This window comes from Labrys sp. ALF-8, from assembly GCF_059699065.1.
This window is the reverse complement of sequence record NZ_AP048538.1, coordinates 508,019-529,422: the sequence shown is the minus strand read 5'-3', so window position 1 is coordinate 529,422 and position 21,404 is coordinate 508,019. Positions and strand designations below refer to the sequence as shown.

General features: G+C 62.2%; 23 protein-coding genes. 11 read left to right on the top strand and 12 right to left on the bottom strand.

Translation table 11 applies throughout. From position 1 onward, the window contains the following. Positions 1 to 86: 86 nt before the first annotated feature. Together AC6H34_RS22265 and AC6H34_RS22260 are read left to right on the top strand one after the other, a co-directional pair. Positions 87 to 1,010 (top strand): MurR/RpiR family transcriptional regulator, encoded by a 924-nt coding sequence (locus AC6H34_RS22265; protein ID WP_497540250.1) that lies wholly within the window; start codon positions 87 to 89, stop codon positions 1,008 to 1,010. Positions 1,011 to 1,015: 5 nt separating this feature from the next. Then, a complete protein-coding gene (locus tag AC6H34_RS22260; RefSeq protein ID WP_497540249.1) occupies positions 1,016 to 1,732 on the top strand; it encodes a pyrimidine 5'-nucleotidase in 717 nt (238 codons plus the stop codon). Between the two features lie 93 nt (positions 1,733 to 1,825). Here the strand turns inward: AC6H34_RS22260 and AC6H34_RS22255 are convergent, their stop codons facing one another. Together AC6H34_RS22255 and AC6H34_RS22250 are read right to left on the bottom strand one after the other, a co-directional pair. Continuing rightward, the gene (locus AC6H34_RS22255) at positions 1,826 to 2,650 is read right to left on the bottom strand and encodes an alpha/beta fold hydrolase (protein ID WP_448147140.1); all 825 of its coding nucleotides are present in this window, start codon (positions 2,648 to 2,650) and stop codon (positions 1,826 to 1,828) included. Positions 2,651 to 2,814: 164 nt separating this feature from the next. Beyond that, a complete protein-coding gene (locus tag AC6H34_RS22250; protein WP_448147139.1) occupies positions 2,815 to 3,624 on the bottom strand; it encodes an enoyl-CoA hydratase in 810 nt (269 codons plus the stop codon). Between the two features lie 168 nt (positions 3,625 to 3,792). Here AC6H34_RS22250 and AC6H34_RS22245 point away from each other — a divergent pair, with 168 nt between their 5' ends. The 4 genes from AC6H34_RS22245 (at position 3,793) to AC6H34_RS22230 (ending at position 7,617) form a co-directional block, all read left to right on the top strand. Further along, positions 3,793 to 4,191 carry an acyl-CoA thioesterase gene (locus AC6H34_RS22245; protein WP_448147138.1) on the top strand — a complete coding sequence of 133 codons (399 nt, stop codon included), beginning with the start codon at positions 3,793 to 3,795 and terminating at the stop codon, positions 4,189 to 4,191. Positions 4,192 to 4,345: 154 nt separating this feature from the next. After that, complete coding sequence (locus AC6H34_RS22240) at positions 4,346 to 5,875, top strand: carboxypeptidase M32 (protein WP_497540248.1); 1,530 nt, start codon at positions 4,346 to 4,348, stop codon at positions 5,873 to 5,875. A 342-nt stretch (positions 5,876 to 6,217) separates the two neighbouring features. Next, positions 6,218 to 6,496, top strand: a complete 279-nt coding sequence (locus AC6H34_RS22235) for a GNAT family N-acetyltransferase (RefSeq protein ID WP_448147136.1) — start codon at positions 6,218 to 6,220, stop codon at positions 6,494 to 6,496. A 140-nt stretch (positions 6,497 to 6,636) separates the two neighbouring features. Beyond that, positions 6,637 to 7,617, top strand: a complete 981-nt coding sequence (locus AC6H34_RS22230; RefSeq protein ID WP_448147135.1) for a LysR family transcriptional regulator — start codon at positions 6,637 to 6,639, stop codon at positions 7,615 to 7,617. Positions 7,618 to 7,624: 7 nt separating this feature from the next. Here AC6H34_RS22230 and gmd read toward each other — a convergent pair whose 3' ends face one another. The 4 genes from gmd to AC6H34_RS22210 all read right to left on the bottom strand — a co-directional run bounded on the left by gmd (position 7,625) and on the right by AC6H34_RS22210 (position 11,877). After that, positions 7,625 to 8,665, bottom strand: coding sequence for a GDP-mannose 4,6-dehydratase (gmd, locus tag AC6H34_RS22225; RefSeq protein WP_497540247.1), 1,041 nt, complete (start codon positions 8,663 to 8,665; stop codon positions 7,625 to 7,627). Next, entirely contained in the window at positions 8,595 to 9,806 is a 1,212-nt protein-coding gene (locus tag AC6H34_RS22220) for a glycosyltransferase family 4 protein (protein WP_448147133.1), read from the bottom strand. The genes gmd and AC6H34_RS22220 overlap by 71 nt, the downstream gene beginning before the upstream one ends. Before the next feature lie 341 nt (positions 9,807 to 10,147). Beyond that, positions 10,148 to 10,906: a bestrophin-like domain gene (locus AC6H34_RS22215; RefSeq protein WP_497541259.1), complete on the bottom strand. Its 759-nt coding sequence runs from the start codon at positions 10,904 to 10,906 to the stop codon at positions 10,148 to 10,150. 134 nt (positions 10,907 to 11,040) lie between these two features. Beyond that, entirely contained in the window at positions 11,041 to 11,877 is an 837-nt protein-coding gene (locus tag AC6H34_RS22210) for an aldo/keto reductase (protein WP_497540246.1), read from the bottom strand. A 117-nt stretch (positions 11,878 to 11,994) separates the two neighbouring features. Here AC6H34_RS22210 and AC6H34_RS22205 point away from each other — a divergent pair, with 117 nt between their 5' ends. Then, on the top strand, positions 11,995 to 12,432 hold the full coding sequence (locus AC6H34_RS22205; RefSeq protein ID WP_497540245.1) for a hypothetical protein: 438 nt from the start codon (positions 11,995 to 11,997) through the stop codon (positions 12,430 to 12,432). Between the two features lie 40 nt (positions 12,433 to 12,472). Here the strand turns inward: AC6H34_RS22205 and AC6H34_RS22200 are convergent, their stop codons facing one another. Beyond that, positions 12,473 to 13,249 carry a class I SAM-dependent methyltransferase gene (locus AC6H34_RS22200; RefSeq protein ID WP_497540244.1) on the bottom strand — a complete coding sequence of 259 codons (777 nt, stop codon included), beginning with the start codon at positions 13,247 to 13,249 and terminating at the stop codon, positions 12,473 to 12,475. A gap of 166 nt (positions 13,250 to 13,415) precedes the next feature. On the opposite strand from AC6H34_RS22200, the gene AC6H34_RS22195 reads away from it, so the two are divergent. Beyond that, positions 13,416 to 14,330, top strand: coding sequence for a LysR family transcriptional regulator (locus AC6H34_RS22195; protein ID WP_497540243.1), 915 nt, complete (start codon positions 13,416 to 13,418; stop codon positions 14,328 to 14,330). Positions 14,331 to 14,558: 228 nt separating this feature from the next. Here the strand turns inward: AC6H34_RS22195 and AC6H34_RS22190 are convergent, their stop codons facing one another. Both AC6H34_RS22190 and tsaA read right to left on the bottom strand, forming a co-directional pair. Then, a complete protein-coding gene (locus AC6H34_RS22190) occupies positions 14,559 to 14,969 on the bottom strand; it encodes an NUDIX hydrolase (RefSeq protein WP_497540242.1) in 411 nt (136 codons plus the stop codon). Beyond that, on the bottom strand, positions 14,966 to 15,493 hold the full coding sequence (gene tsaA / locus AC6H34_RS22185; protein ID WP_448147126.1) for a tRNA (N6-threonylcarbamoyladenosine(37)-N6)-methyltransferase TrmO: 528 nt from the start codon (positions 15,491 to 15,493) through the stop codon (positions 14,966 to 14,968). The genes AC6H34_RS22190 and tsaA overlap by 4 nt, the downstream gene beginning before the upstream one ends. A 406-nt stretch (positions 15,494 to 15,899) precedes the next feature. Here tsaA and AC6H34_RS22180 point away from each other — a divergent pair, with 406 nt between their 5' ends. Together AC6H34_RS22180 and AC6H34_RS22175 are read left to right on the top strand one after the other, a co-directional pair. Further along, positions 15,900 to 16,208, top strand: coding sequence for a hypothetical protein (locus tag AC6H34_RS22180; RefSeq protein WP_448147125.1), 309 nt, complete (start codon positions 15,900 to 15,902; stop codon positions 16,206 to 16,208). 176 nt (positions 16,209 to 16,384) lie between these two features. After that, positions 16,385 to 16,738, top strand: a complete 354-nt coding sequence (locus AC6H34_RS22175; protein WP_448147124.1) for a PRC-barrel domain-containing protein — start codon at positions 16,385 to 16,387, stop codon at positions 16,736 to 16,738. 67 nt (positions 16,739 to 16,805) lie between these two features. On the opposite strand, the gene AC6H34_RS22170 is transcribed toward AC6H34_RS22175, so the two are convergent. Next, complete coding sequence (locus tag AC6H34_RS22170) at positions 16,806 to 17,075, bottom strand: hypothetical protein (RefSeq protein WP_448147123.1); 270 nt, start codon at positions 17,073 to 17,075, stop codon at positions 16,806 to 16,808. 192 nt (positions 17,076 to 17,267) lie between these two features. On the opposite strand from AC6H34_RS22170, the gene AC6H34_RS22165 reads away from it, so the two are divergent. After that, positions 17,268 to 18,017 (top strand): 2OG-Fe(II) oxygenase, encoded by a 750-nt coding sequence (locus AC6H34_RS22165; protein WP_497541258.1) that lies wholly within the window; start codon positions 17,268 to 17,270, stop codon positions 18,015 to 18,017. Positions 18,018 to 18,102: 85 nt separating this feature from the next. Here AC6H34_RS22165 and AC6H34_RS22160 read toward each other — a convergent pair whose 3' ends face one another. Further along, positions 18,103 to 19,476, bottom strand: a complete 1,374-nt coding sequence (locus AC6H34_RS22160) for a polysaccharide biosynthesis/export family protein (RefSeq protein WP_497540241.1) — start codon at positions 19,474 to 19,476, stop codon at positions 18,103 to 18,105. 91 nt (positions 19,477 to 19,567) lie between these two features. Further along, positions 19,568 to 20,671 carry a glycosyltransferase gene (locus AC6H34_RS22155; protein ID WP_448147120.1) on the bottom strand — a complete coding sequence of 368 codons (1,104 nt, stop codon included), beginning with the start codon at positions 20,669 to 20,671 and terminating at the stop codon, positions 19,568 to 19,570. Positions 20,672 to 21,404 lie beyond the last annotated feature (733 nt).

Genomic DNA, 21,404 nt, shown 5'->3' with positions numbered 1-21,404 from the left:
ATTGGCCATGAACGCTATGTAGCATACACTACATATTGGCAGGATGATGGTAGCATTCACAACATTAGCGGAGAGTTAGGGTCCGGATGAGCGTGCCCCCGAGCTTCGAAGAAAGAGTGGCCGCCCGCCTGCAAGGCATGGGTCCCGCCGAACAGAGGGTTGTTCGTTACTTCCAGGACAATCGCGAGGAGGTGCTGATCGCGTCGGCAGCGGCGCTGGCGGAAAAGGCCGATACCAGCGACGCGACCGTCGTGAGGGCGACGAAGGCCCTCGGCTATGCCGGGCTGGAGGAACTTCGGCGCATGCTCGCCTCCGAATTGCGCACTTCCCTGTCGCTGGCAGACCGCCTCTCCCGGACCCTCGGCGCCGTCGGCGGCAACCTCCCCGCCGCCTTCGACAGCACGCTGGATATCCAGATCCAATCGCTTCTGGACCTGCGCCAGGCGATCACGCCCGAATTGTTCCGCGATGCCGTCGAAGGAATGATTGCCGCCAGACGGGTACTCGTATTCGGCATCGGTCCCTCAAGCGCGCTGGCCGAGTATCTCGTCTTCCAGCTGGCACGCTTCGGTCTGGAGGCAGCCAGCCTGTCCAATACCGGGCTCCTCTTTGCCGACGACCTGCGCAAGCTGCGGCCGGGTGATTTCGTGGTGATGCTGGCCTATGGCCGTGTCTATGCCGAATTGTCGGCGCTTCTCGACGAGATCCGCCGGATCGGGCTCCACTCGATGCTGCTCACGGATTCGCTGGCCGGCACGCTCAGGCACAAGGTGGGAATCGTCCTGCCCGTTGCCCGGGGGCGCGCCGACATGCTCAGCCTCCACACTGCCACGCTCGGGCTGATCGAGACGCTGCTGGTCGGCGTCGCCAGCCAGCGCCCGGAGGAGACCCTGGCGAGCCTACGCACCCTGAACGAGGCACGCGAGAGGCTGGCGGGCCAGCCGATGGACCTGCCGGCCTCCTTCGAAGGCAACGCCGGTTCTGCCGGCAGCGGACCGGAAGGACCGTGAGCGCCATGCCGAAGATGAGTCAAAGGGAGCGTGCGTCACGGTTCGGCCACGTCACCGACTGGGTGTTCGACCTCGACAATACCCTCTACCCCCACCACGTCGATCTCTACTCGCAGATCGGCAGAAGAATGACCGACTATGTCGGATCCCTGCTCGGGCTTGCGCCCGAGGAGGCCAAGGTGCTGCAGCGTCAATATTATCTGGACCATGGCCTGACCTTGCTGGGCCTGATGGCGCATCACGGCATCGATCCCCTCGACTATCTCGACAAGGTCCACGCCATAGACTACTCGGCCCTGCGGCCCCAGCCTGGGCTTGCCGCGGCGATCGACGCCCTGCCCGGCCGCAAGTTCATCTTCACCAATGCGAGCCGGGGTCATGCCGATGCGGTTGCCCAGGCGCTCGGTCTGGACGGGAGATTCGACGGCATCTTCGACCTCGTCGCGGGCGGCTTCGCGCCCAAGCCGACGGCGGAGAGCTACCGCAAATTCCTGGAGCACACCGGCATCGACGCCGGCAGGGCGGCAATGTTCGAGGACCTGCCCCGCAATCTCGAGGTGCCCCGAAGCCTCGGAATGCTGACCGTCCTCATCGTCCCTTCTAAACGAGACGAGATTCCAGCCTGGTGGGACAGCCAGGGCAGCCAGGCCGGACAAGCCGATTTCGTGACGGACGATCTCCCGGGCTTTCTCGCGGGAATTGCCGGAGAGGGCGATTCATAGAACCGCCGCCGGAACCAAAGCTCCAGCGGCGGTTTGGAAGTCGCAAGGCGGGAAGTTTCGGCAGGTTCCACGCCCCTGCCCTTTGCCGCCTTCCTAGCCCTTGATGAAGGCCAGGAGGTCGGCATTGATGGTCGGCGCCTCGGTCGTCGGCATGCCATGCGGGAAGCCCTTGTAGGTCTTCAGCGTGCCGTTCTTCAGAAGCTTGGCCGAGAGCGGGCCGGAGTCGGCATACGGCACGATCTGGTCGTCGTCGCCATGCATCACCAGGACCGGCACGTTGATCTTCTTGAGATCCTCGGTGAAGTCCGTCTGGGAGAAGGCGACGATGCCGTCGTAATGCGCCTTGGCGCCACCCATCATGCCCTGCCGCCACCAGTTCCAGATCACGGCCTCGGAGCGCTTGGCGCCGGGCCGGTTGAAGCCATAGAACGGGCCCGCGGGAAGATCGTAGTAGAACTGCGAACGATTGGCCGCAACCTGCGCCTGCAGTCCGTCGAAGACCTCCTTGGGCAGGCCGCCCGGATTGGCATCGGTCTTCACCATCAGCGGCGGTACGGCGGCGATGATGGCGGCCTTGGCCACCCGGCTGTCGCCGTGGCGGGCGATGTAGTGGACGACTTCACCACCGCCGGTGGAATGGCCCACATGGACGGCATCCTTGAGGTCGAGATGAGCGGTCAACGCCGCGAGGTCATCGGCGTAATGGTCCATGTCGTGACCGCCGCCGGTCTGGGTCGAGCGGCCATGACCACGGCGGTCATGGGCAATGACGCGAAATCCCTTGTCGAGGAAGAACAGCATCTGCGCATCCCAGTCGTCCGCCGAGAGCGGCCAGCCATGGCTGAACACGATCGGCTGACCGGAACCCCAGTCCTTGTAGAATATCTCGGTGCCGTCCTTCGTGGTGATCGTGGGCATGTCCCTGGTCCTTTTCGCTGATGTGAAGCTGAACGCATCTGACGGTGGAAAAGGTAGACTGCCCGCCTCGCTCTGCCGATGGGCGAAACTGACATTCTTCGAGGCGATACTGACAATGGGGACCGGTGCGCCGCGGAGGCCCGACGCCGGGAGAGCGTAGCGGCCTAGCGCGACTTGCCCTCGGCCGCCCACTTCGCGGGACGCTTCTCCAGGAATGCGCGGATGCCCTCGTCGGCATCTTCTTCCATCATGTTGCGGGCCATGACGTCGCCCGCATAGGCATAGGCGTCGGCAAGGTCCATTTCGCGCTGACGGTAGAACATCCTCTTGCCGTACCGGACGGCGACCGGACTTTTTGCGAGGATCTCCTCTACTTTCGCGGCCACGGCAGCATCGAGTTCCTCGTCCGGCACGGCCTGGTTGACGAGCCCCCAGTCCGCCGCCGTCGCGGCGTCGATGAAGCGACCCGTCACCAGCATGTCGAAGGCCCGCTTGGTGGAGACGTTGCGCGAAAGCGCCACGGACGGCGTCGAACAGAACAGGCCGACATTGATGCCCGAGACTGCGAAGCGGGCCGCATGGGAGGCAATCGCCAGGTCGCAGCTCGCCACCAGCTGGCAACCGGCGGCCGTGGCGATACCGTGCACGCGCGCGATGACGGGCACGGGCAACGCCTGGAGCCCCTGCATCACGCGGCTGCATTGGGCGAACAGCGCCTGGTAGTAATCGAGCCGACGAGTGCCGTTCATCTCACGCAGGTCGTGCCCCGCACAGAATGCCTTGCCGGCAGCGGCGAGCACGACGCAACGCACCTTTTCATCGACGGCGAGGGCGTCGAGTTCATGCTGCAGCGCTTCGAGCACAGCCTGCGAAAGGGCATTGTACTGGTGAGGCCGGTTGAGCCGGAGCGTGACGACGCCGTCCCGATCTTCGCGCAGCAACGGCGTATCCACGGACGAGAAACTCACATTCATGTCCGGCTCCTCCCAAGGGGTCGCGGGCGGCCGCCTTCCGGGCGGTCTCGATCAGGCCGGCATTAAAGCAGTTCCTGCGGGTAAGTGCACGGACAGGATTGAGCCAACCGCGCTCCTGGCGCTTATTATCCTTCCCGCTGCTCCCCACCAATGGACAAGACACACGGCATGACCCTCGAGACCCCCGAACAGATGCTCACTTCGGACCAGGCCCCCGACATCCGCGTCATCGCCATGCCGGCCGACACCAATCCGGCCGGAGACATCTTCGGCGGCTGGCTGATGGCGAACATGGACCTCGCTGCCGGCAATGCCGCGGCAAGGCGCGCCAGGGGGCGTTGCGCCACGGTTGCGGTCGACCGCATGAGTTTCCACCGCCCCGTGCTGGTGGGGGACGAAGTGAGCTTCTTCGCCGATATCCTGAAGATCGGGCGGACCTCGATGGTCGTCCATGTCAAGGCCTATCGCCGTGCGCGTGAATCGGACGAGACCGGGCTGGTGACGGAAGCGACATTCACTTTCGTGGCGATCGACGAGGACAGACGGCCGCGGCCGATTCCGGATTGATGTCAGAGGCATCGCAGGTCTGGCGATGTTTTTCGTCCGAAGATCCGCTTCCTCCATGTTACGCTGCCCGATGGCGAAGGCGTGCCACCCGGAATGCTCCGGCATGAGCTGGCATCGCGGCATCTGAAACCGCTTCGAACAGTGGGTGGAATTAATGAATGCCGGACTGAGAGGATTTGCCCGTTTCGAACATGAAATTGGGCGTCTCAACGATATTCTATGCGCCATAAACCTGCTCAGCTGGGATGCGTGGACAAAGATGCCCGCGGCCGGCGCCGTCACCCGCGGCCAGCAGATCGCCACGCTTTCCGGCCTTGCGCGGGAGATGGCGACGGGCGAGGCCATGCGGGACGCCATAGAGGCCGGGCTGGAAGAAGCGGAAGCACGGGGTACCGAGGAGCAGCGCCGCGCCCTTCTCCTGACGAAGACCACCATAGAAACGCTACGCCGAATCCCCGAGGCGCTGATCGTCGAGGCAGCGGCCCTGAAGCCTCGCGCTCACGAGAGCTGGATCGAGGCGCGTGCCAGGAACGACTTCTCCTCCTTCGCACCGTTGCTGGAGGAGACGGTCCGCATCCAGCGAGCCATGGCCCACGCCATCGGCTTCGAGCGCCATCCCTATGACGCGCTTATCGGCCAGTACGAACCCGGCATGACGCTTCAGATCCTGGACGGGCTCTATGCGCGGCTCAAGGACGCCCTTCTGCCCCTGCTCGACACCGTCTTCAGCCGCCTAGACCAGGCGCGGCTCGATATCCTGGAACGCTCCTATCCCATCGAAGCACAAAAGGCCTATGCCACCGATATCGCTGCCTCGATGGGCTTCGATTTCACCCGCGGGCGGCTCGACGATACCGTGCATCCCTTCGAGGTCTCCCTGACGCGCCAGGACGTGCGCATCACGGGACGCTTCCATGAGAACTGGCTGCCCAGCGGCCTGTTCGCCGTCTGGCACGAAGCGGGGCACGGTATCTATGAGCAGGGCGTGCTGGAGAAATTCACGCGATCCGCCTTCACCACCGACATCGTCAACCTCTATGCGATGGGTGGCACCAGCTTCGGCATGCACGAGTCCCAGTCCCGCCTTTGGGAGAACCGGGTCGGGCGGTCGCAGCGCTTCTGGCTGGTGCACTTTCCCGCCCTCCGGGACGCGTTTCCCGAACAGCTGGCCGATGTCGATGCCATGGAATTCTGGCGAGCCGTGAACGCGGTGCGGCCGAGTCTCATCCGCGTCGAGGCGGACGAACTCACCTACGACCTCCACATCATCCTGCGTACGGAAATCGAGTCCGCCCTGATCGCTGGCGACGTGGAGGTGGGCGACCTACCGTCATTGTGGAACCGAAAGATCCGGGACTTTCTCGGCCTGACCGTGCCCGACGACGCAAGAGGCCTGCTTCAGGACGTCCACTGGTCTGCGGGGATGATCGGATCCTTCCCCACCTATACGCTCGGCAACGTCATGAGCGCCCAGCTCTTCGAGGCCGCCGGCAAGCTTCCTGCCGTCGCGAAGGGCCTCGACAGCGGCAACTACACGCCTCTCCGGCTCTGGCTCGGCGAGCACGTGCATCGGCATGGCCGCAGCCGCACGCCCGACGAAATCCTGCGCGAGGCCACCGGCTCGGGCCTCGATCCCACCGCCTATATCGACGCCCTGGCTGAAAAAGTACGTCTGCTGGCCTAGTCCCCATGGGTGCCCCGCACATGTTGCTCGGGTTGCTTCGCTCGCAGTGACGGAGTGCGGAGCCGATAGACCCCAGAGCAAAACGCCGTCTGGGCGAATTGCTCGTTCGACCTAACGTGCTGAAATCACAATAATTTTGTGATCCGCAACGATTCCGTCCGAAAGCACGACGCACCAATGCCGGAGCGTTTTGTATTTCGACGGAATCGGAAAACGCAAAGACGCGTCGAAAAACAAAGAGCTGAAGAAAAGCGGCGTTTCTACCTAAACGCGCTTTGCTTAGGATCGAAGCTCTCGAATTTCGAACGAACGCTCCCCCGAATCGAACAAGGACATCCCGCCATGAGCGAAACCGTCATCGACAATCCGGCCCAGAACCGTTTCGAAATGGCCGTGGATGGTGAACTGGCGGTGGTTTATTACCGCCGCGAGGGTAACAGCCTGGTTCTGGTCCACACCGAGGTTCCTCAGGCGCTCTCCGGCAGAGGCATCGGCTCCAGGCTGGCGCAAGGGGTCTTCGACCTGATCCGCGCCGGTAATCAAAAGGCCATCGTGAAGTGCCCGTTCCTGGTCAAATGGGCGAGCCGGCATCCCGAAGTCGACGATCTGGTCGTGGGCTGAAGGGCCAGGAGCCCGGTTGTCCCTGCCATAAGCGCGGCCTGTTCATTGTCCGGAAACACTCGCGCGCAAAAACCTGCGTGACAAGTAAACGGGAGAGAGAATAAATAAGATTGATTGCCGGCGCATCAGGTATAAGCAGCGTGAATTTCAGGGCCTTCGATCTCAACCTGCTTCGTGTGCTCGACGGCATGCTGGCCGAGCGCAATACGACACGGGTGGCACAGAGCGCCGGGCTGAGCCAGCCGGCGGTCAGCGCTGCGTTGCGCCGGCTACGCGAAGCCCTCGGCGATCCTCTCTTCGTTCGCGAAGGCCACCTGTTGGTGCCGACGGCCTTTGCGCGCTCTCTCGAGGCGCCGGTGCGGGCCGCGCTGGCAAACCTCGAACATGCCCTCTGCGGCGGCACTCCGTTCGATCCGCTCACCTGCACGCGCTCCTTCACCATCGCAGGTTCCGATTTCCTGAACGAGATGCTGATGCCCAAGCTCGCCGATACGGTGCAGCGCGTGGCTCCCAACATGCGCCTCAAGCTGCTGCCCGCGGACCCCGACAGTCTCCTCGGCATGATCTCGGCCGGCCGCCTCGACCTCGCCCTTTCGGTCCCCCAGCCTCAACCGGACTGGATCGAGAAATCACTGGCCTTCCAGATGTCGTCCGTCGCCGTGGCGCGCGACAATCATCCGGCCATCAGGGAGGCCGGCCTGGAGTGGGGCGATGTCCTGCCTCTCGACCTGTTCTGTACGCTCGGCCACGCGATCTTCTCCGTGACCGACGACTATGAACGCCAGGAGGATCCCATCCTCGGAAGCTTCGGGCGCCAGCGGCATGTGGCCGTCTCGGTTCCCGGTTTCCACGGCGTCGGCCGCGTGGTGGCGCAATCGGACCTGCTCGGCGTATTGCCGGTACGCTTCGCCCTGTCCGTTGCCGGACAGCTCGGCCTGCAGGTCTATCGCCTTCCCTTCGATATGCCGCTGAAGCAGGCTTTCCTCTATTGGCACAAGCGCGAGAGCGCCAATCACCAGCATGTCTGGCTACGCAACACCGTCCTTCACCTGCTGGCTCCTCTCGACGAGGTAAGGAATCCGCTCAGGGCGAACGAATTCCTCGCCAAGCCCGCGGCCTGAGGCAACATCAATGCGCGATCTGCGCCAGGGCCTTCTCACGCACGAGATCGGCTTCCACCATCATGCGGGCGAGGTCGCTCACCGTGGTCCTCGGCGTCCAGTCCAGGAGGCGACCCGCCTTGGCGGGGCTGCCGAGCAGCATGTCGACCTCCGACGGGCGGCGCAAAGAAGGATCGATCTGGATCACGGCACGCCCCGTCTCGCGGCAACGGCCCATCTCGTCGTCACCGCTTCCGACCCAATCGAGATCGATACCGGCAGCCGCGAAGGCCTGGGTCGCGAAATCACGCACGGTGGTGGTCACCCCGGTGGCGAGAACGAAAGTGTCCGGCTGCCCGGCCTGCAGCATTCGCCACATGCCATCGACGAACTCGCCCGCGAAACCCCAGTCGCGCCTAGCGTCGAGATTGCCGAGCGTCAGGCTTGGCTGCAACCCGAGGCGGATGCGGGCCGCGGCGATGCTGATCTTGCGCGTCACGAACTCAGGGCCGCGCAACGGCGACTCGTGGTTGAAGAGGATGCCTGAACTCGCGAAGATCCCATAGGATTCCCGGTAGTTCACCGCCGACCAGTGCCCGAACAGCTTGGCCACCGCATAGGGGCTCCTGGGATAGAACGGCGTCTCCTCCGTCTGCGGCGTGGCCTGCACCTTGCCGTACATCTCGGCGGAAGAGGCCTGGTAGACGCGGATCTGCGGATTGATGATGCGCACGGCTTCCAGAAGTTGCAGCGCGCCTACCGCCGAGATCTGGGCGGTCAGCGTGGGCTCCTTGAAGGACACGGCCACGAAGCTCTGGCCGGCCAGGTTGTAGATCTCATCCGGCTCGGCGGTGTTGATTGCCCGTATGTTCGAACCGAGATCGGTGAGATCGTGTTCGAGGAGCGAAAAATTCTCGTGATCCGCAACTTTGAGCTGTGAAAGACGCCAGAAATTCTGAGAGCTTGTCCTGCGATGGCCGCCGTAAACCCGGTAGCCCTTATTCAGCAGGTGCGCCGTAAGGTAGGCTCCGTCCTGTCCCGTTATCCCCGTCACGAAGGCCCGCCTCATTCAACGTCCTTTCCTTCACGCTTTGATTGGATTGGCTGTGCGCCTGCCACTTTTCCGTGACGAATTCCCTGAATTCCCGGCGGAAGCGGGCAATCGAGAACTGTTCGGCGTGCCGGCGGATCGTAATCGGGTCGAAGGTGACGCCGGAGGTCTCGAACTTGCGTATGCAGTCGCATATGGCCTGCGTGCTCTGCTCCCAGAAGTGGAAGCCGGTCACGCCATCGACAACGGTCTCGGATGCTCCCCCTCGCCCGAAGGCGAGCGCCGGGGTGCCGCACGCCTGCGCTTCCAGCGGCGTGATGCCGAAATCCTCTTCGGCCGCGAAGATGAAGGCCTTGGCTTCCTGCATGTGCTTGAGCAGGACGTCGTCCGGCTGATAGCCGAGCACGGAGACGTTCGGCCCCGCCTTGCGCAGCGCGTCCTTGTATTGGGGTCCGTCGCCGATCACCACGAGCTTCTTGTCCGGCATCTGCCGGAAGGCTTCCACGATCAGCGGAATCTTCTTGTAGGGAACCATTCGGGACGACGTGAAATAGTAGTCCCCCTTGGTTGCGCCGATCTGGAAATAATCGGTATCGACGCCCGGATAGATGACTTCTGACTTGCGCCGATAAACCTTCCAGATCCGGCGCCCGATATATTTCGAACAAGCGATGAAATGGTCGACGCCGTTCGCCGTGCGCGTATCCCAGATCCTCGCACGATGCAGGAGGGCCCGTGCGATCACGCCGCGAGGCCGGCCATCGAAGCGCTGCTCCCTGAGATATTGGTGCTGGAGATCCCAGGCGTAGCGCATCGGCGTGTAGCAGTAGCAGATGTGGAGCTGGTCGGGGCCGGTGATGACCCCCTTTGCAACGGCATGGCTGTTGGAGATCACGAGGTCGTAGCCGGACATGTCGAACTGCTCGACCGCGATCGTCATCAGCGGGAAGAAATACCGGTAGACTTTCGCGAACGCCCGAAACCTCTGGAGGAAGCTCGTCTTGAAAGACTTTCCCATGAAGTGTCTTCTGAAACGCCCCTGGCTGAAATCCACGAGGCAGAACAGGTCCGCCTGTGGGAACTCCCTCAGCATCTCCGACAGCACTTTTTCGGAGCCCGCATAAGTCACCAACCACTCATGGACAATAGCTATCCGCATCGGGACTCCAATGGAGCTGGAACCAATTTGCAAAGCAAGTCAAAACGATACGCTATATGTTTCTACTGTTGCACTTCGTAGGCTTTTTTGGAAGTTCCTTGGTTTAATGAATTCGCCTTACGCCCTAATACTTTTGCATAACAGTTTTCGTGACATTAAAAATATTATTACTTTGACAAATAAAGATTAAGAAAAATTAAGAATCCGTTCCAGCGATCAGGAAATCGGCGGGCTGCGGAACATATAAGCGTTCCGGAAGCGCAATTTCACGGAAGTCGCATCTTCGCTGGACGTTACGGAATAGTCTGCAAAAGTTGCATTATATATGTGACGCTCGGGATTTAATGCATCTGTCGAAGCATATCCGCGAGTGCATTGCGCATGGCGGTGCTCGGAATACCGAAAAGCCCTCCATAGGGCAGATCGAGATCGGCTATCACGAACATCGCGCTGGCGACCGCTGTAATACCGATCCCAATCACGATCACGGCAAGAAGTTTGCGCGGCGCCTGCAGGCCGAAGCTGAGGAAGACGAGCATGAGCCAGAAGGTCAGGATCTGCGAGAAGAGCGGCGACACCGAACCGTGGGCGTCCTCGATCACCATCCATCGCCGGTTCTGCGCGCCCTCATAGGCCTGGCGGCAACTGGCGGCCAGGTTCTGGTGCAGAGTATCGGCGGGAGCGAAATTCGCGATCTCCAGCCCCACCCGATTCAGAAGTGAGGATAGGGCCGGATTCTCGCCGACCATCGCCATATGCCTGGCATCGGGGTAATCTATGCCCTCGGGCGGCGGCTCGTCCGGCCAGGTGCTGGCTATCACGCCGGCGGTATAGGAATGCAGCAGGCCGCGGGCCTGGCCCGCCTCCGGCCCGTAGTTGCGCAGGCACTGGTCGAGATAGGCAAGTTGCGCGGCGTCCAGTCCGCGATCGTGATAGGCGTTGTCGAAGGACGTCTTCACCGAAGAAAGCTGAAGGCTCATCACCAACGCGAGGAAGGTTACGAGCAACCCCGTGATAAGGCGCAGCGATTCGAGACTCTCGTTCGACAGATGTGATTCCGACAAGCGCCTGCGCAAGGCGAAACCAACGGCCGCACTCAGTGAAAGAAGCGCAAAAACCAGTAATCCTGACAGAGGCTCTTGGATGATGCGCTCCCCCGGCGGCTCAACGTCTTATCGACGAAATCATATCATCTGGCCTCATCAGGACAATTCCGAAAGACGGCGGCCCCCGCTCAAATCATTTCCAGCGATCTCTTGCGGCGCGGCGGCGGAAAGGCGGCATCCAGCTTGGCCCGATCCTCGTCCGTGAGCGTGATGCGCAGGGAACCCAGATTTTCGGCTACGCGCTCGGGACGACTGGTCTTCGGAATGGCGATCATGCCTGGCCCCTGCAGCACCCAGGCCAGGGCGATCTGCGCCGGCGTGGCGCCGTGCGCGCGGGCGATCCCCGCCAAGGCCTTGTCTGCGGCAAGGCTACCCTGCTCGATCGGCGAATAAGCCATGATCGGCATGGATCGCTCCCGGCTCAAGCCTACGAGATCAAATTCGATGCCGCGGCGCGTCAGGTTGTAGAGGACCTGGTTGGCGGCGCACGCCTTGCTGACGGCTTCAAGTTCACGGATATCATCGACGTCGAAGTTCGAGACACCCCAGCGCAGGATCTTGCCCGCCTGGCGCAGGTCTTCGAAAGCACGCACGGTTTCGGCCAGGGGAACCGAGCCACGCCAATGCAGCAGGTAGAGATCGAGCCGGTCGGTCCCGAGGCGCCTCAGGCTCTCTTCGCAAGCCCTCACCGCCTGGCGGTGCCCGGCGTTCGAAGGAAGCACCTTGCTGACGAGATAGGTCTCCTCGCGGCGCCCAGCGATCGCTTTCGCTACCACCTGCTCGGCGCCGCCGCCGCCATACATTTCGGCCGTGTCGATGAGGCCGATGCCGAGATCAAGCCCCGCCCGCAACGCCTTCACCTCGGAGTCGAAATCGGCCCGGCTCTCTCCCATGCCCCAGGTGCCGAGCCCGAATACCGGCATGGAGGAACCATCCGGAAGCCCGGTCGTCGGGATAATCGTCATTTTCTGCCTCCGCCTGAGTCCCGTTGAACCAATCGCCTTCCCACGCGTTGTGCGTAACGGCAGTTTGTTTCCTGCCCATCCTCGACCCCGGAGAGAACAACGTCTTGGAGACGATCAATGTCAGCACTCATTCATGCCCTCTACGATCGCCCCGACATCGCCATGAAAGCCAGGGCTGACCTGGAAGCAATCGGCATCGCGCGAAACGAGATCTCCATTGTGGAAGGCGGTGGCGGCACAGCGCAAGAGGCCAGCCACATCCTCGATCAGCATGGCCTGTCGAGCGAGACGGCGGCCACCTACGTCCATGCTTTGGGCCAGGGCGGCGCCTTTCTCTGGCTTCGCGTCGATCCGGCCTTGCGGGACGAGGCCGAGATCGTCGCGGTGCTGGACCGCGACGGCGCCATCCTCACCGATCGGGTCGTGATCAACGATGATGCCCAGGAGTTGAGCGAAGCCGAAGGCTGGGACGATTTCAACTCGCACGGCAACGAGCATTCCCCGGATCCCGATGCCGAAAGCATGTGGACGGGGCGCGACGGCAGCGTCAGATAGCGCTGTGAAGTCAGGCGGGGGCCGCGGTCCCCGCCTGACCTCACCGTTTCCCGACGACCAGGCGCAACGAACCTTCGAAGAAGGGTTGGCGGCGCAGATGGCCGTAGCTGGCATCCCAGCTGCCATCCGCCAGGTCGCGGCTGAGATGGGCCACGAAGCGAACCCCGACGGCGGGCTCCAGGAAGCTCCAGGCCGAGTTGGCAAGCCGGGCGCCGGGATCGAGAAGGCGCTCGGGACGTCCATAATACGCCTCACCAAAGCCGTCGACACAGTTGAGCGGGATAGGTACCGGTATGATGTCGACATTTTCCCCCAGCCCCTTGGCGATGGTTCGCAGGGAGGGGTAGCGCCTGGCTTCGACCGCAATGGCCTCCGGCGCATAGCCATGCAGCCAAAAGCGCTCGAGTTCCCCCGGATCGCAGGTGAGGATCGCGACGGCCCCCCTGGTCACGCGCCGCATTTCCGCCAGACCTGCCTCGAGGCCGCTCCACTGATGCACGGTGAACGTCGCCATGCTGGCCTCGAAAACGCCGTCGGCGAAGGGGAGACACTCAGCCATGGCGTCGACAGCCGCGGGCAGATGGACGGGACGCTGTGCCCGCATGGAGGCAGACGGCTCGACGGCCGTCACCCGCCTGTCGCTTGGCTCGTAGGAGCCCGCTCCGGCTCCGACGTTGAGCACCGTCTCCGCATCGGCCAACGCAGCATAGACCACGCGGGCAATAATCGGATCAGCCTGGCGATACTTTCGGTAACCCACGCCGATGCGACCGTAATCCGCATCGCCTGCACTTCCATCTTCGTGCTTTTTGTGCACAACATTCTCCCATTGCGCGGGATGGGGATCACAGGCGGTCCTTCCGCCATTCCAGCCGAAACAAAGAAAATCTCGCGCTGCCTTCGATCCGATATATCTCGAATAGAACTCTCTCAGGGTGTTTGAAAATCGATATGATCGAACAGCGTTTGTACGAAAATCTCACATGAAGCGACACCTCCCCTCCCTCAATGCCCTGCGTGCCTTCGAGGCGGCCGGCCGGCTCGGGCGCATGACTCTTGCGGCCCAGGAACTGCACGTCACGCATGGCGCGATCAGCCGGCAGGTCCGGCACCTGGAGGAAACACTCGGCGTCGCTCTCTTCGAGGGGCCCAGGAATGCGCTGCGCTTGACAGAAGCCGGTGCAACGCTGCTTTCCGGCCTTGGCCGCGCCTTCGATGAGATCGACCTGTCCGTGCGTGCCGTAGCCGATCCGCAGGACGGATCGCTCGATGTCTCCTGCCCCGGCACCTTCACCATGCGCTGGCTGATACCCCGGCTCTACCGCTTCCAGGCCGCCCATCCCGAAATCGAAGTCAGGCTGACGGCCTCGCACAGGCCGGTTGATTTCGCCCGGGACGGCTTCGACGTCGCCCTTCGCGTGGGCACCCCACCCTGGCCTGACGGTGCGGAGGTCGCGCTGCTCTTCCCAGAACAGACGGGACCGGTGCTGGCCCCGATCCTCGATACGCGCGGGGGACCGGCTTTCGATGGTATTCCGATGCTTCACACGCGCACACGCCCCCGGGCGTGGGAGGATTGGCTCGCTCTCTGCGCAAAACCCGTCACTGGGGGTATGCGGGTCGACTACGAGCATTTCTATTTCATGTTGGAAGCGGCCGGGGCAGGCCTGGGCGTCTGTGTCGCACCCTGGCCCTATGTCAGCGACGACATCCGTCTAGGCCGGTTGGCCGCACCATTGGGTTTTCTCGCAAGCGGGCAGGATTACGTGGCGTTGCGCCGTGCGCGGCGCAATCGAAAATCGTCGCTGTTCTGCGACTGGCTGAAGGAAGAAGCCCGCGATTTCGCCGCAAACTCCAGTGCACCACCACCCAGGGTGGCTTTACAAACGCTGACCTAGCCGCCAGTCTGTTTGTGTCCGAAACCAACGAAAGGAGGTGATCCAGTGTCTGACTACTTCGTGATCCAGGATTTTCGCGCTGGTTCAGAGAGGGCGGTGTTGACCGCCTGAAGGTGCCGGCCTTGACGCAAGGCCTGGATCATCCGCCGGACCATCCGTGAGAGGTTTCGCTCATGGGTCCGGTTGTCGAAAAGCCGGCGCGCGAGGCGACTCGCGCGCCGGTTCCGTTCAGGACACGGCTTGGAGCATGTGGCGCAGCGCCGGCAGGAGCTGGTGTCCCGTCAACGGGGCCATGGTGATCGTGCCCGGCTCGGCTATCGATACCCACCGTACTTCCTCGATCTCCGCCGCCGGTGTGACGTCATCCGTCCCGATTTCCATCCGGAAAATCTCGGCGTCGACCCTGTGGTCGACCTCGTTGGCGGCCACGGCTTCGAACCGGCCGAAGAAGACGAGGTCCTTCGGCGCGACGGCCAGTCCTACCTCTTCGTGCAACTCCCGCACCAGGGCTTCGACGGCGCCTTCACCGTCCTCGATCTTGCCGCCCGGCTGCATGAAAGCGACGCTGCCCCGCTTGCGCACCAGCAGAGTCTCCCCGCCGCGAAGGATCAAGGCCGCCGCGATCCGGATCGTCTTCATCGCGGATCGCCGTCGCTTGCGGCTCGCTCGTTTTCACGAACCTCGAAATCGCCGGGCTGGGGCGGCGCCAGGGGGACAAAGTCCCGCCGTTCGGGCTTGATGTCGAGAAGAGGCGTGCCATCGAGGCAGTCGAGCCCTTGCACCAGCAGGACAGGCCCTTCCCGGCCAACCTGCCGTACGATCGAGGTGCCGATGGGATTGGGCCTTACGGGCGAGCGCAGGGCAAAGGTGCCTCGCACGGAGCCGTCGTCGGCAGGGCTCTGGAGCACGAGGTCACGGCGCGACATGTCGAGCCAGTAGAGAACCTCCAATTGCTGGTAGCGTTCGATTCCCGCCAGCGCGGCAACCCACGGCTCGAAAATCTCGAGGCGGCAGATCGGACCATCCTGCCGGCCTTGGCGCGGACAGAGCCGGCGATGCGTCCAGGGCGTCGAGATGCGTCCGATGAACTGCAGTCCCGCATCCTGCGCCGCCGGCGGCTCGACCGCGAGTTCGCCGCTGCGAATTTCATTCTCTCTGACCATGCCCAAGCTAAGCGCGATCGCGGTCGCCTCGTCAACCGGTCCGCCGCGCCTCTTCAGCGAGAAAGAACCAGGCAGCGGACGCGCTGTCCCTCTTTGGTGGCAGTCACGAGCCGGGAAACGAAACATATCGCAGGCTGCGATGTCCTTTCCGTTTTCATGCTTTACAGCCTTCCGTTTAGTCATTTTCGAGGCACCATGCCCCTTCTGCCATTCGGACGACGTGGAATTCACCAAAATGCTTAGCGCTATGACTTTGCGCTGATGCCGCTTTACCCAACCGAGGAAGATGCACACTGTCAGGTCGCAAAAACTGGCGAATTTGCCGGTATGGTTTTTTAAAGATCATTGACTAGAGTGTAGGAGAGGATTTTACCTTCCAGGGAAATATCACAGCGAGAAGGCGACGATGAAAGATCGGCACGATCCGGTGATTGCAGCAGCCCTCGAATATGAATTTGCGACGCACGAAGCGATCCTGAACCTGAACGATCTCAGATCGACCGAACAGGTAAGGGCTTGTCTGCGCTGGGCGGATGCTCTCTTGCATCTGGAGTCCCTCCCCGACACCGATCATCAGCGCGCGGGAGACTTCCTCGCCATGCGCGGCCGCATCCCTTTTTCCGCCCGCCGCATGATCACCGATGCCATGATGCGCCTCGACGCGGCAGCCCTCCAGGCCGAATGCAGGCTTGCCAGAACCCAGACCAAGCACTGAAACCGGTTCCTCCCCCGCAGCCTCGACGGCCGCGGGCGCCCCTCCAGGACCAAGGGCATTGAGCCGCGAGGCCCCTCTCCCCCGCAACCGCCACATTACATCGCAAGACACCTATCGGAACATTCTCTTCCGGCGGCACGTTGAGCCTCCAGATCTCAACCGCAGGGAGCATGCCGATGCCCACAGCTTCAGGACACACCACCGCCATCCTCGCGTCACGCGTGCAGGGAAGCAGCGTCTACGATACCGGTCATGAGAAGATCGGCAATGTGGAGGACCTTGTCCTCGACAAGACCTCAAATCAGATCATGTTTGCCGTGCTCGGCTTCGGCGGCTTGTTCGGCGTGGGAGAAAAGTACTTTCCGGTGCCGTGGTCCAAGCTCGATTACGATCCCGAGGCGGGAGGCTACGTCATCTCGGTATCCAAGGACGTCCTGGAAGCGGCCCCTTCCTACTCGCTCAGCGACCTGACCAGAAACGACGGGCAGGTATCGAAAACCACCAACGAGTACTACCTGCGCGCGGTGTGAGGGTAGGATGGTTCATCGGGGAGGCTTATCTCGAGCCTTCCCGGCCCGGAGAACCGCCCGGCCTCCCTCAGCGGCTCGCATTGAACGAGGGCGGATCGCTGGCAGGGAAGGATTCGTCGCTCGCCTCGTCCACTTCGTCCCAGGTCTGGGGGCTCTGCCAGAGCGCCTGGCGGCGAACTGCCCGCTCGGTCCACAGATAGAGCAGGACCTCGTCGGCGAGTGCAGCGTTCAAGGCGGTCCGCTGATCCAGGGCAAGCCGCAATTGCCGGTTTTGCTCCAGGATCCTGCCGACGAAGACCAGGCCCGCGATGGATGCGAGAATACGAAGTGCCGACATGGCGAGATCCCTCGATGGTTTGTCCGGTCTGGGATGAACGAGCAGCCACTCCCAAAGTTCCGGAAACGGTCACCTAGCGCACGCCGTCGCCATTACTTCCGGTGCATCGCAGGGAACGGAATGCGAGGCGCGCATGCGCACCCCTTAATGGCGATATGCCAACCAACAGGGAGTGCCCCGATGAACAACGCGATGAAGACGTCTATCCATCCCTCGCTACCGCCAAGACCGCCAGGCTCCGTCGACCGGCAGGTCGCATCCTATGACTGGCCCGGCATTACCGGTGAACTCGGCCACCATGGCTGCGCCGTGCTCGAAAGGCTGCTGACGAGCGAGGAGTGTGCGGGCCTCGCCGATCTTTATGCGCAGGAGAAGCATTTCCGCAGCCACGTCCACATGGCGCGTCACGGCTTCGGCAAGGGAGAATATCGATACTTCGCCTATCCGCTGCCCGGCTTGATCCAGGACTTGCGCACGGCTCTCTATCCGCCCTTGGCGCAGATCGCCAATGAGTGGAACGGTCTCCTGGGGGAAGCCGCATGCTATCCGCTGAACCATGCCGATTTTCTGTCGGGTTGCCGCCAGGCGGGACAGACGCGTCCGACGCCATTGCTGCTGCAATATGGTCCCGGCGACTTCAATTGCCTCCACCAGGATCTCTACGGCGACCTCTTCTTCCCCATTCAGGTGGCGATACTGCTGTCGGAGCCGGATCGGGACTTCACGGGTGGAGAATTCGTGCTGACCGAGCAGCGCCCGCGCATGCAAAGCCGCGCCGAGGTGGTGCCTCTCAGGCAGGGTGATGCCGTAGCCTTCGCCGTGCACAATCGACCGATGCAAGGCAGCAAGGGGGCTTATCGGGTCAATATGCGCCATGGCGTCAGCCGCCTGCGCTCTGGCCGGCGCCATACGCTGGGCATCATCTTTCACGATGCGGCGTGACGACGGGTGTTGCTTGGCCGGCATGACGAAACACAAAAGGCGCGCCGACCGGCGCGCCCTTCCTCAATATCTATCGCCCCGGTCGCTATTGCGAAGGCGACGGGGTTCCGCCCGAAGCCGATGCAGACAGGGACCCCTGGGGTACGACGGTGACGCTGTCCGACGTATTGCCGGCACGCTCCACCTTGACGACATCGCCCGGCAACACCGTATCCGCCTCGGTGGCAGAAATGGTTTCAGGCTTGCCGCCGACATTGCGAACGATCGTGTAGAGGATCTTGCTGCTGGCGGAGCCGATCTGGGCGGCCACCGCCTGCGGCGCCTGGACCTCGGAATTGTAGATCAATCCCTGAGTCGTCGTGGTCTTTTCCACATTCGCCGCAAGCTTCCCCCGGACTTCGGAGATCTCGTTCAGCGTATCGTTCCGCGCCTTGTTGCGTACGTCCGCGAGATCGCGATCTGCCTTCGACATATCCTGCTGGGCGCGAAGCATCTGGAGTTCGACATCCAGCCGATTGCTCTCGAAGGCCGAAACGTTCTGGTCGAGCTGCAGCTGGCGGGAGGCGATGGCAAGGCCCTTCTGAACAAGGCCGTTGACGTTGTCGAGCTCCTGCTTGGCGAGGTCGAGCTGGCGCTGCAGCGAAACGGTCTTCTCCTTGAGCGACTGGACCTCGGCACCCAGGAGGGTCTTCGTCTGGCCGATGGCCGCTTCCTGGGAACTGACGGCCTGGTGCCGGGCGTCGAAGAGCAGCTGCTCCTCACGCATGAGCTGCTGAACCTGCGGCGAGGAGGCCTGGCTTGTCAGTTCCGGCGGGAAGGTGATCGTCGGCGAGCTCTGCAGCTCGGCATCGAGCCGGGCCTCGCGAGCGATGAGACCGAGACGCTCCACCGCAAGGGTGCGCAGGTCGCCACGGTTGACGAGGCTGTCGCGCTGGAAGCCGAGCAGGCCGAAATCCGTAACGCGCAGCACACCGCCCGCCGTGCTGACCGCCTGGAGAACCGTGAGACCGGGTTTGTAGGGATACTGGCCGGGGGTCGTCACCATGCCGAGGATGAAGAAGGGACGGTAGGTCGAAACTTCCACAGAGGCATCGGGCCGGTTGGACAAGCCGATGGTTTCCTGCAGCTTCTGCCCGATCAGGGCCGAGAGGTCGGCCGTGCTCTTGCCGCTGGCTGGAACTTCGCCGATGAGCGGCAGGGAAACGTTGCCAGACGCACCAACCACGAATTCGCCGGTCAGCGCGGCCCATTCATGGGCATCGCTGGCGGAGGCCCGCCAGTCGTAGACGCGAATCTTGAGCTTGTCCTCCGGCCCCAGGAGATAGGGATCAGCCTGCGCCCGCGCAGCCATTCCGACGAAGGCGGTCGAGGCCATGAGCAGGGCCACGGCCAGCTTGCGAAGAAAACCGGCCTTTGCCTTGCCGCGATGAGAGTTCTGGTGAAGGTGATCAGAATTCATGAAGCCACATACCAATCTTCAATCGGCGCGCTGGGTGCGAATGCCCGACCTGCGCAGGTTTGACGAGATGAAACAACAGGCCGGAACTGCATTATAGCCTGCCTTGCTTCTCACTGATACGGCGGTCCACATAGGCTTTCATCTTCTCCAAGAAAACGGCCTTTCCGAAAGTCTGTGCGTGAGCCGATATGGCCACCGGATCGATATCCATCTTTTCCAGCCGCTCGACCGCCTCGATGATCGCCTCGACGCTCTGCGTCTCGAAGAAGACGCCCGTCCTGTCCGCGATCACCGTTTCGGTCGCCCCACCCCGCCCGAAGGCGATCACGGGACGCCCGCTGGCCATCGCCTCGACAGGGACGATGCCGAAGTCCTCTTCCCCGGGGAAGATCAGCGCTTTGCCACGCGCGTAATGATGACGCAGGGCAGAGAACGGCTGCGGCCCCAATACTGTAACGGTTGGCCCCGCCATGGCCTTGATCTTCGGCAGCATCTCACCGCCGCCGATGATGACCAGTTTCCTGCCTGTGCGGTTAAAAGCTTCCACCGCAAGGTCCGGCCGCTTGTAGCTGACCAGTTCGCCCACCATCAGATAATAGTCCCCGAGTTCCGAGGCGTCCACTGCCTGAAAATCGGTTGTATCGACTGGTGGAAATATGACATCCGAATCGCGTCGATAATAAGACTGTATGCGGCGCGACACGGTTTTCGAGTTCGCGACGAAATGATCTACGCGCGTTGCCGAGACCGCATCCCAATTGCGGATGTAATGTGCGATGGGCGGCATCACCAGCCGCTTCAACAGGCCGCTGCGCTCGCGATAGTCGTGGAACATGTTCCAGACGTAGCGCATGGGAGAATGGCAATAGCAGATATGGGTGGCCTCGGCCGGCGGAACGATGCCCTTGGTCGGGCCTGACTCGCTGCTGATGACCAGGTCGTATCCCCGCAGGTCAAGGTTCTCCAGCGCCAGGGGCATGAGCGGCAGGTAGTTCTTGTAGAGCTTGTGCGCTGCCGGCAGGCTGTTGATGAACGAGGTCGTGACCTTGTGCCTGCGAATTGTCGGAGAAACGGCATCCGGGCGATAAACGTGAGTAAATATATCGGCCTGCGGGTATAATTCGCAGAGCGCCTCGATGACCTTCTCGCCGCCGCGCATCCCGACGAACCAATAATGTACGATAGCAATTCGCATTGCACCATTTCCCGCGCGTCCAAGTAGAACGCCAAACTCTTCAAGCACAAACGACAGCTACGCCACCAGCGTTTTCACGCCGGGGCGTACGACCTATGGCTTAATCCACGAACCCGTGAGGTCCGAAACGAGGCCGCGTGTCCCCATACACGGGCGCTGCAAAAATGACACCCTATCTCTTGTGAGGAGCGCCGCCTGTGCGATTTCGCACAAAGGGCGATCCAGGGGACAAACAGCCCATTTTCACCCAGAATTCAGCAAATTTTCAGCAAATTCCAACGGCGACACACCTTCCCGGCTGATTTGCCCCCACCATTCGAACAGCCCTTGGCTGCGTCCGAAGGCGGCTGTGGCATCCCAAAGGTCGACCCGTACATTCATGTGTCGCAGTTGCGGTTCTGCCACACCTCCCAGGAGGGAGATTCATCTACTCCCTGCCCGCTGAAGCGATGCAAAACCTACTCCTCAGGACTGCATGAATTTCGATGCGGGGGTAGGATCTTCGCAGGCGACATACCTCCTCCTTACTATGATTTACCACCTGATTTAGCCCTTAGGAGGCATGACACCCTCCAACCGCGACGCAACGGTACCACGGCACTACGCCCAATTCCGTCGGGGCTAATCCTTGCTTTCCGGTCAAAAATTCAGCAATTCAGAGATCATTAATTTAACGCGAACTCAGTGGCGGGTGAGCTTCTGTTTACCGTCGTCAGCAGAATTATTTAACGCT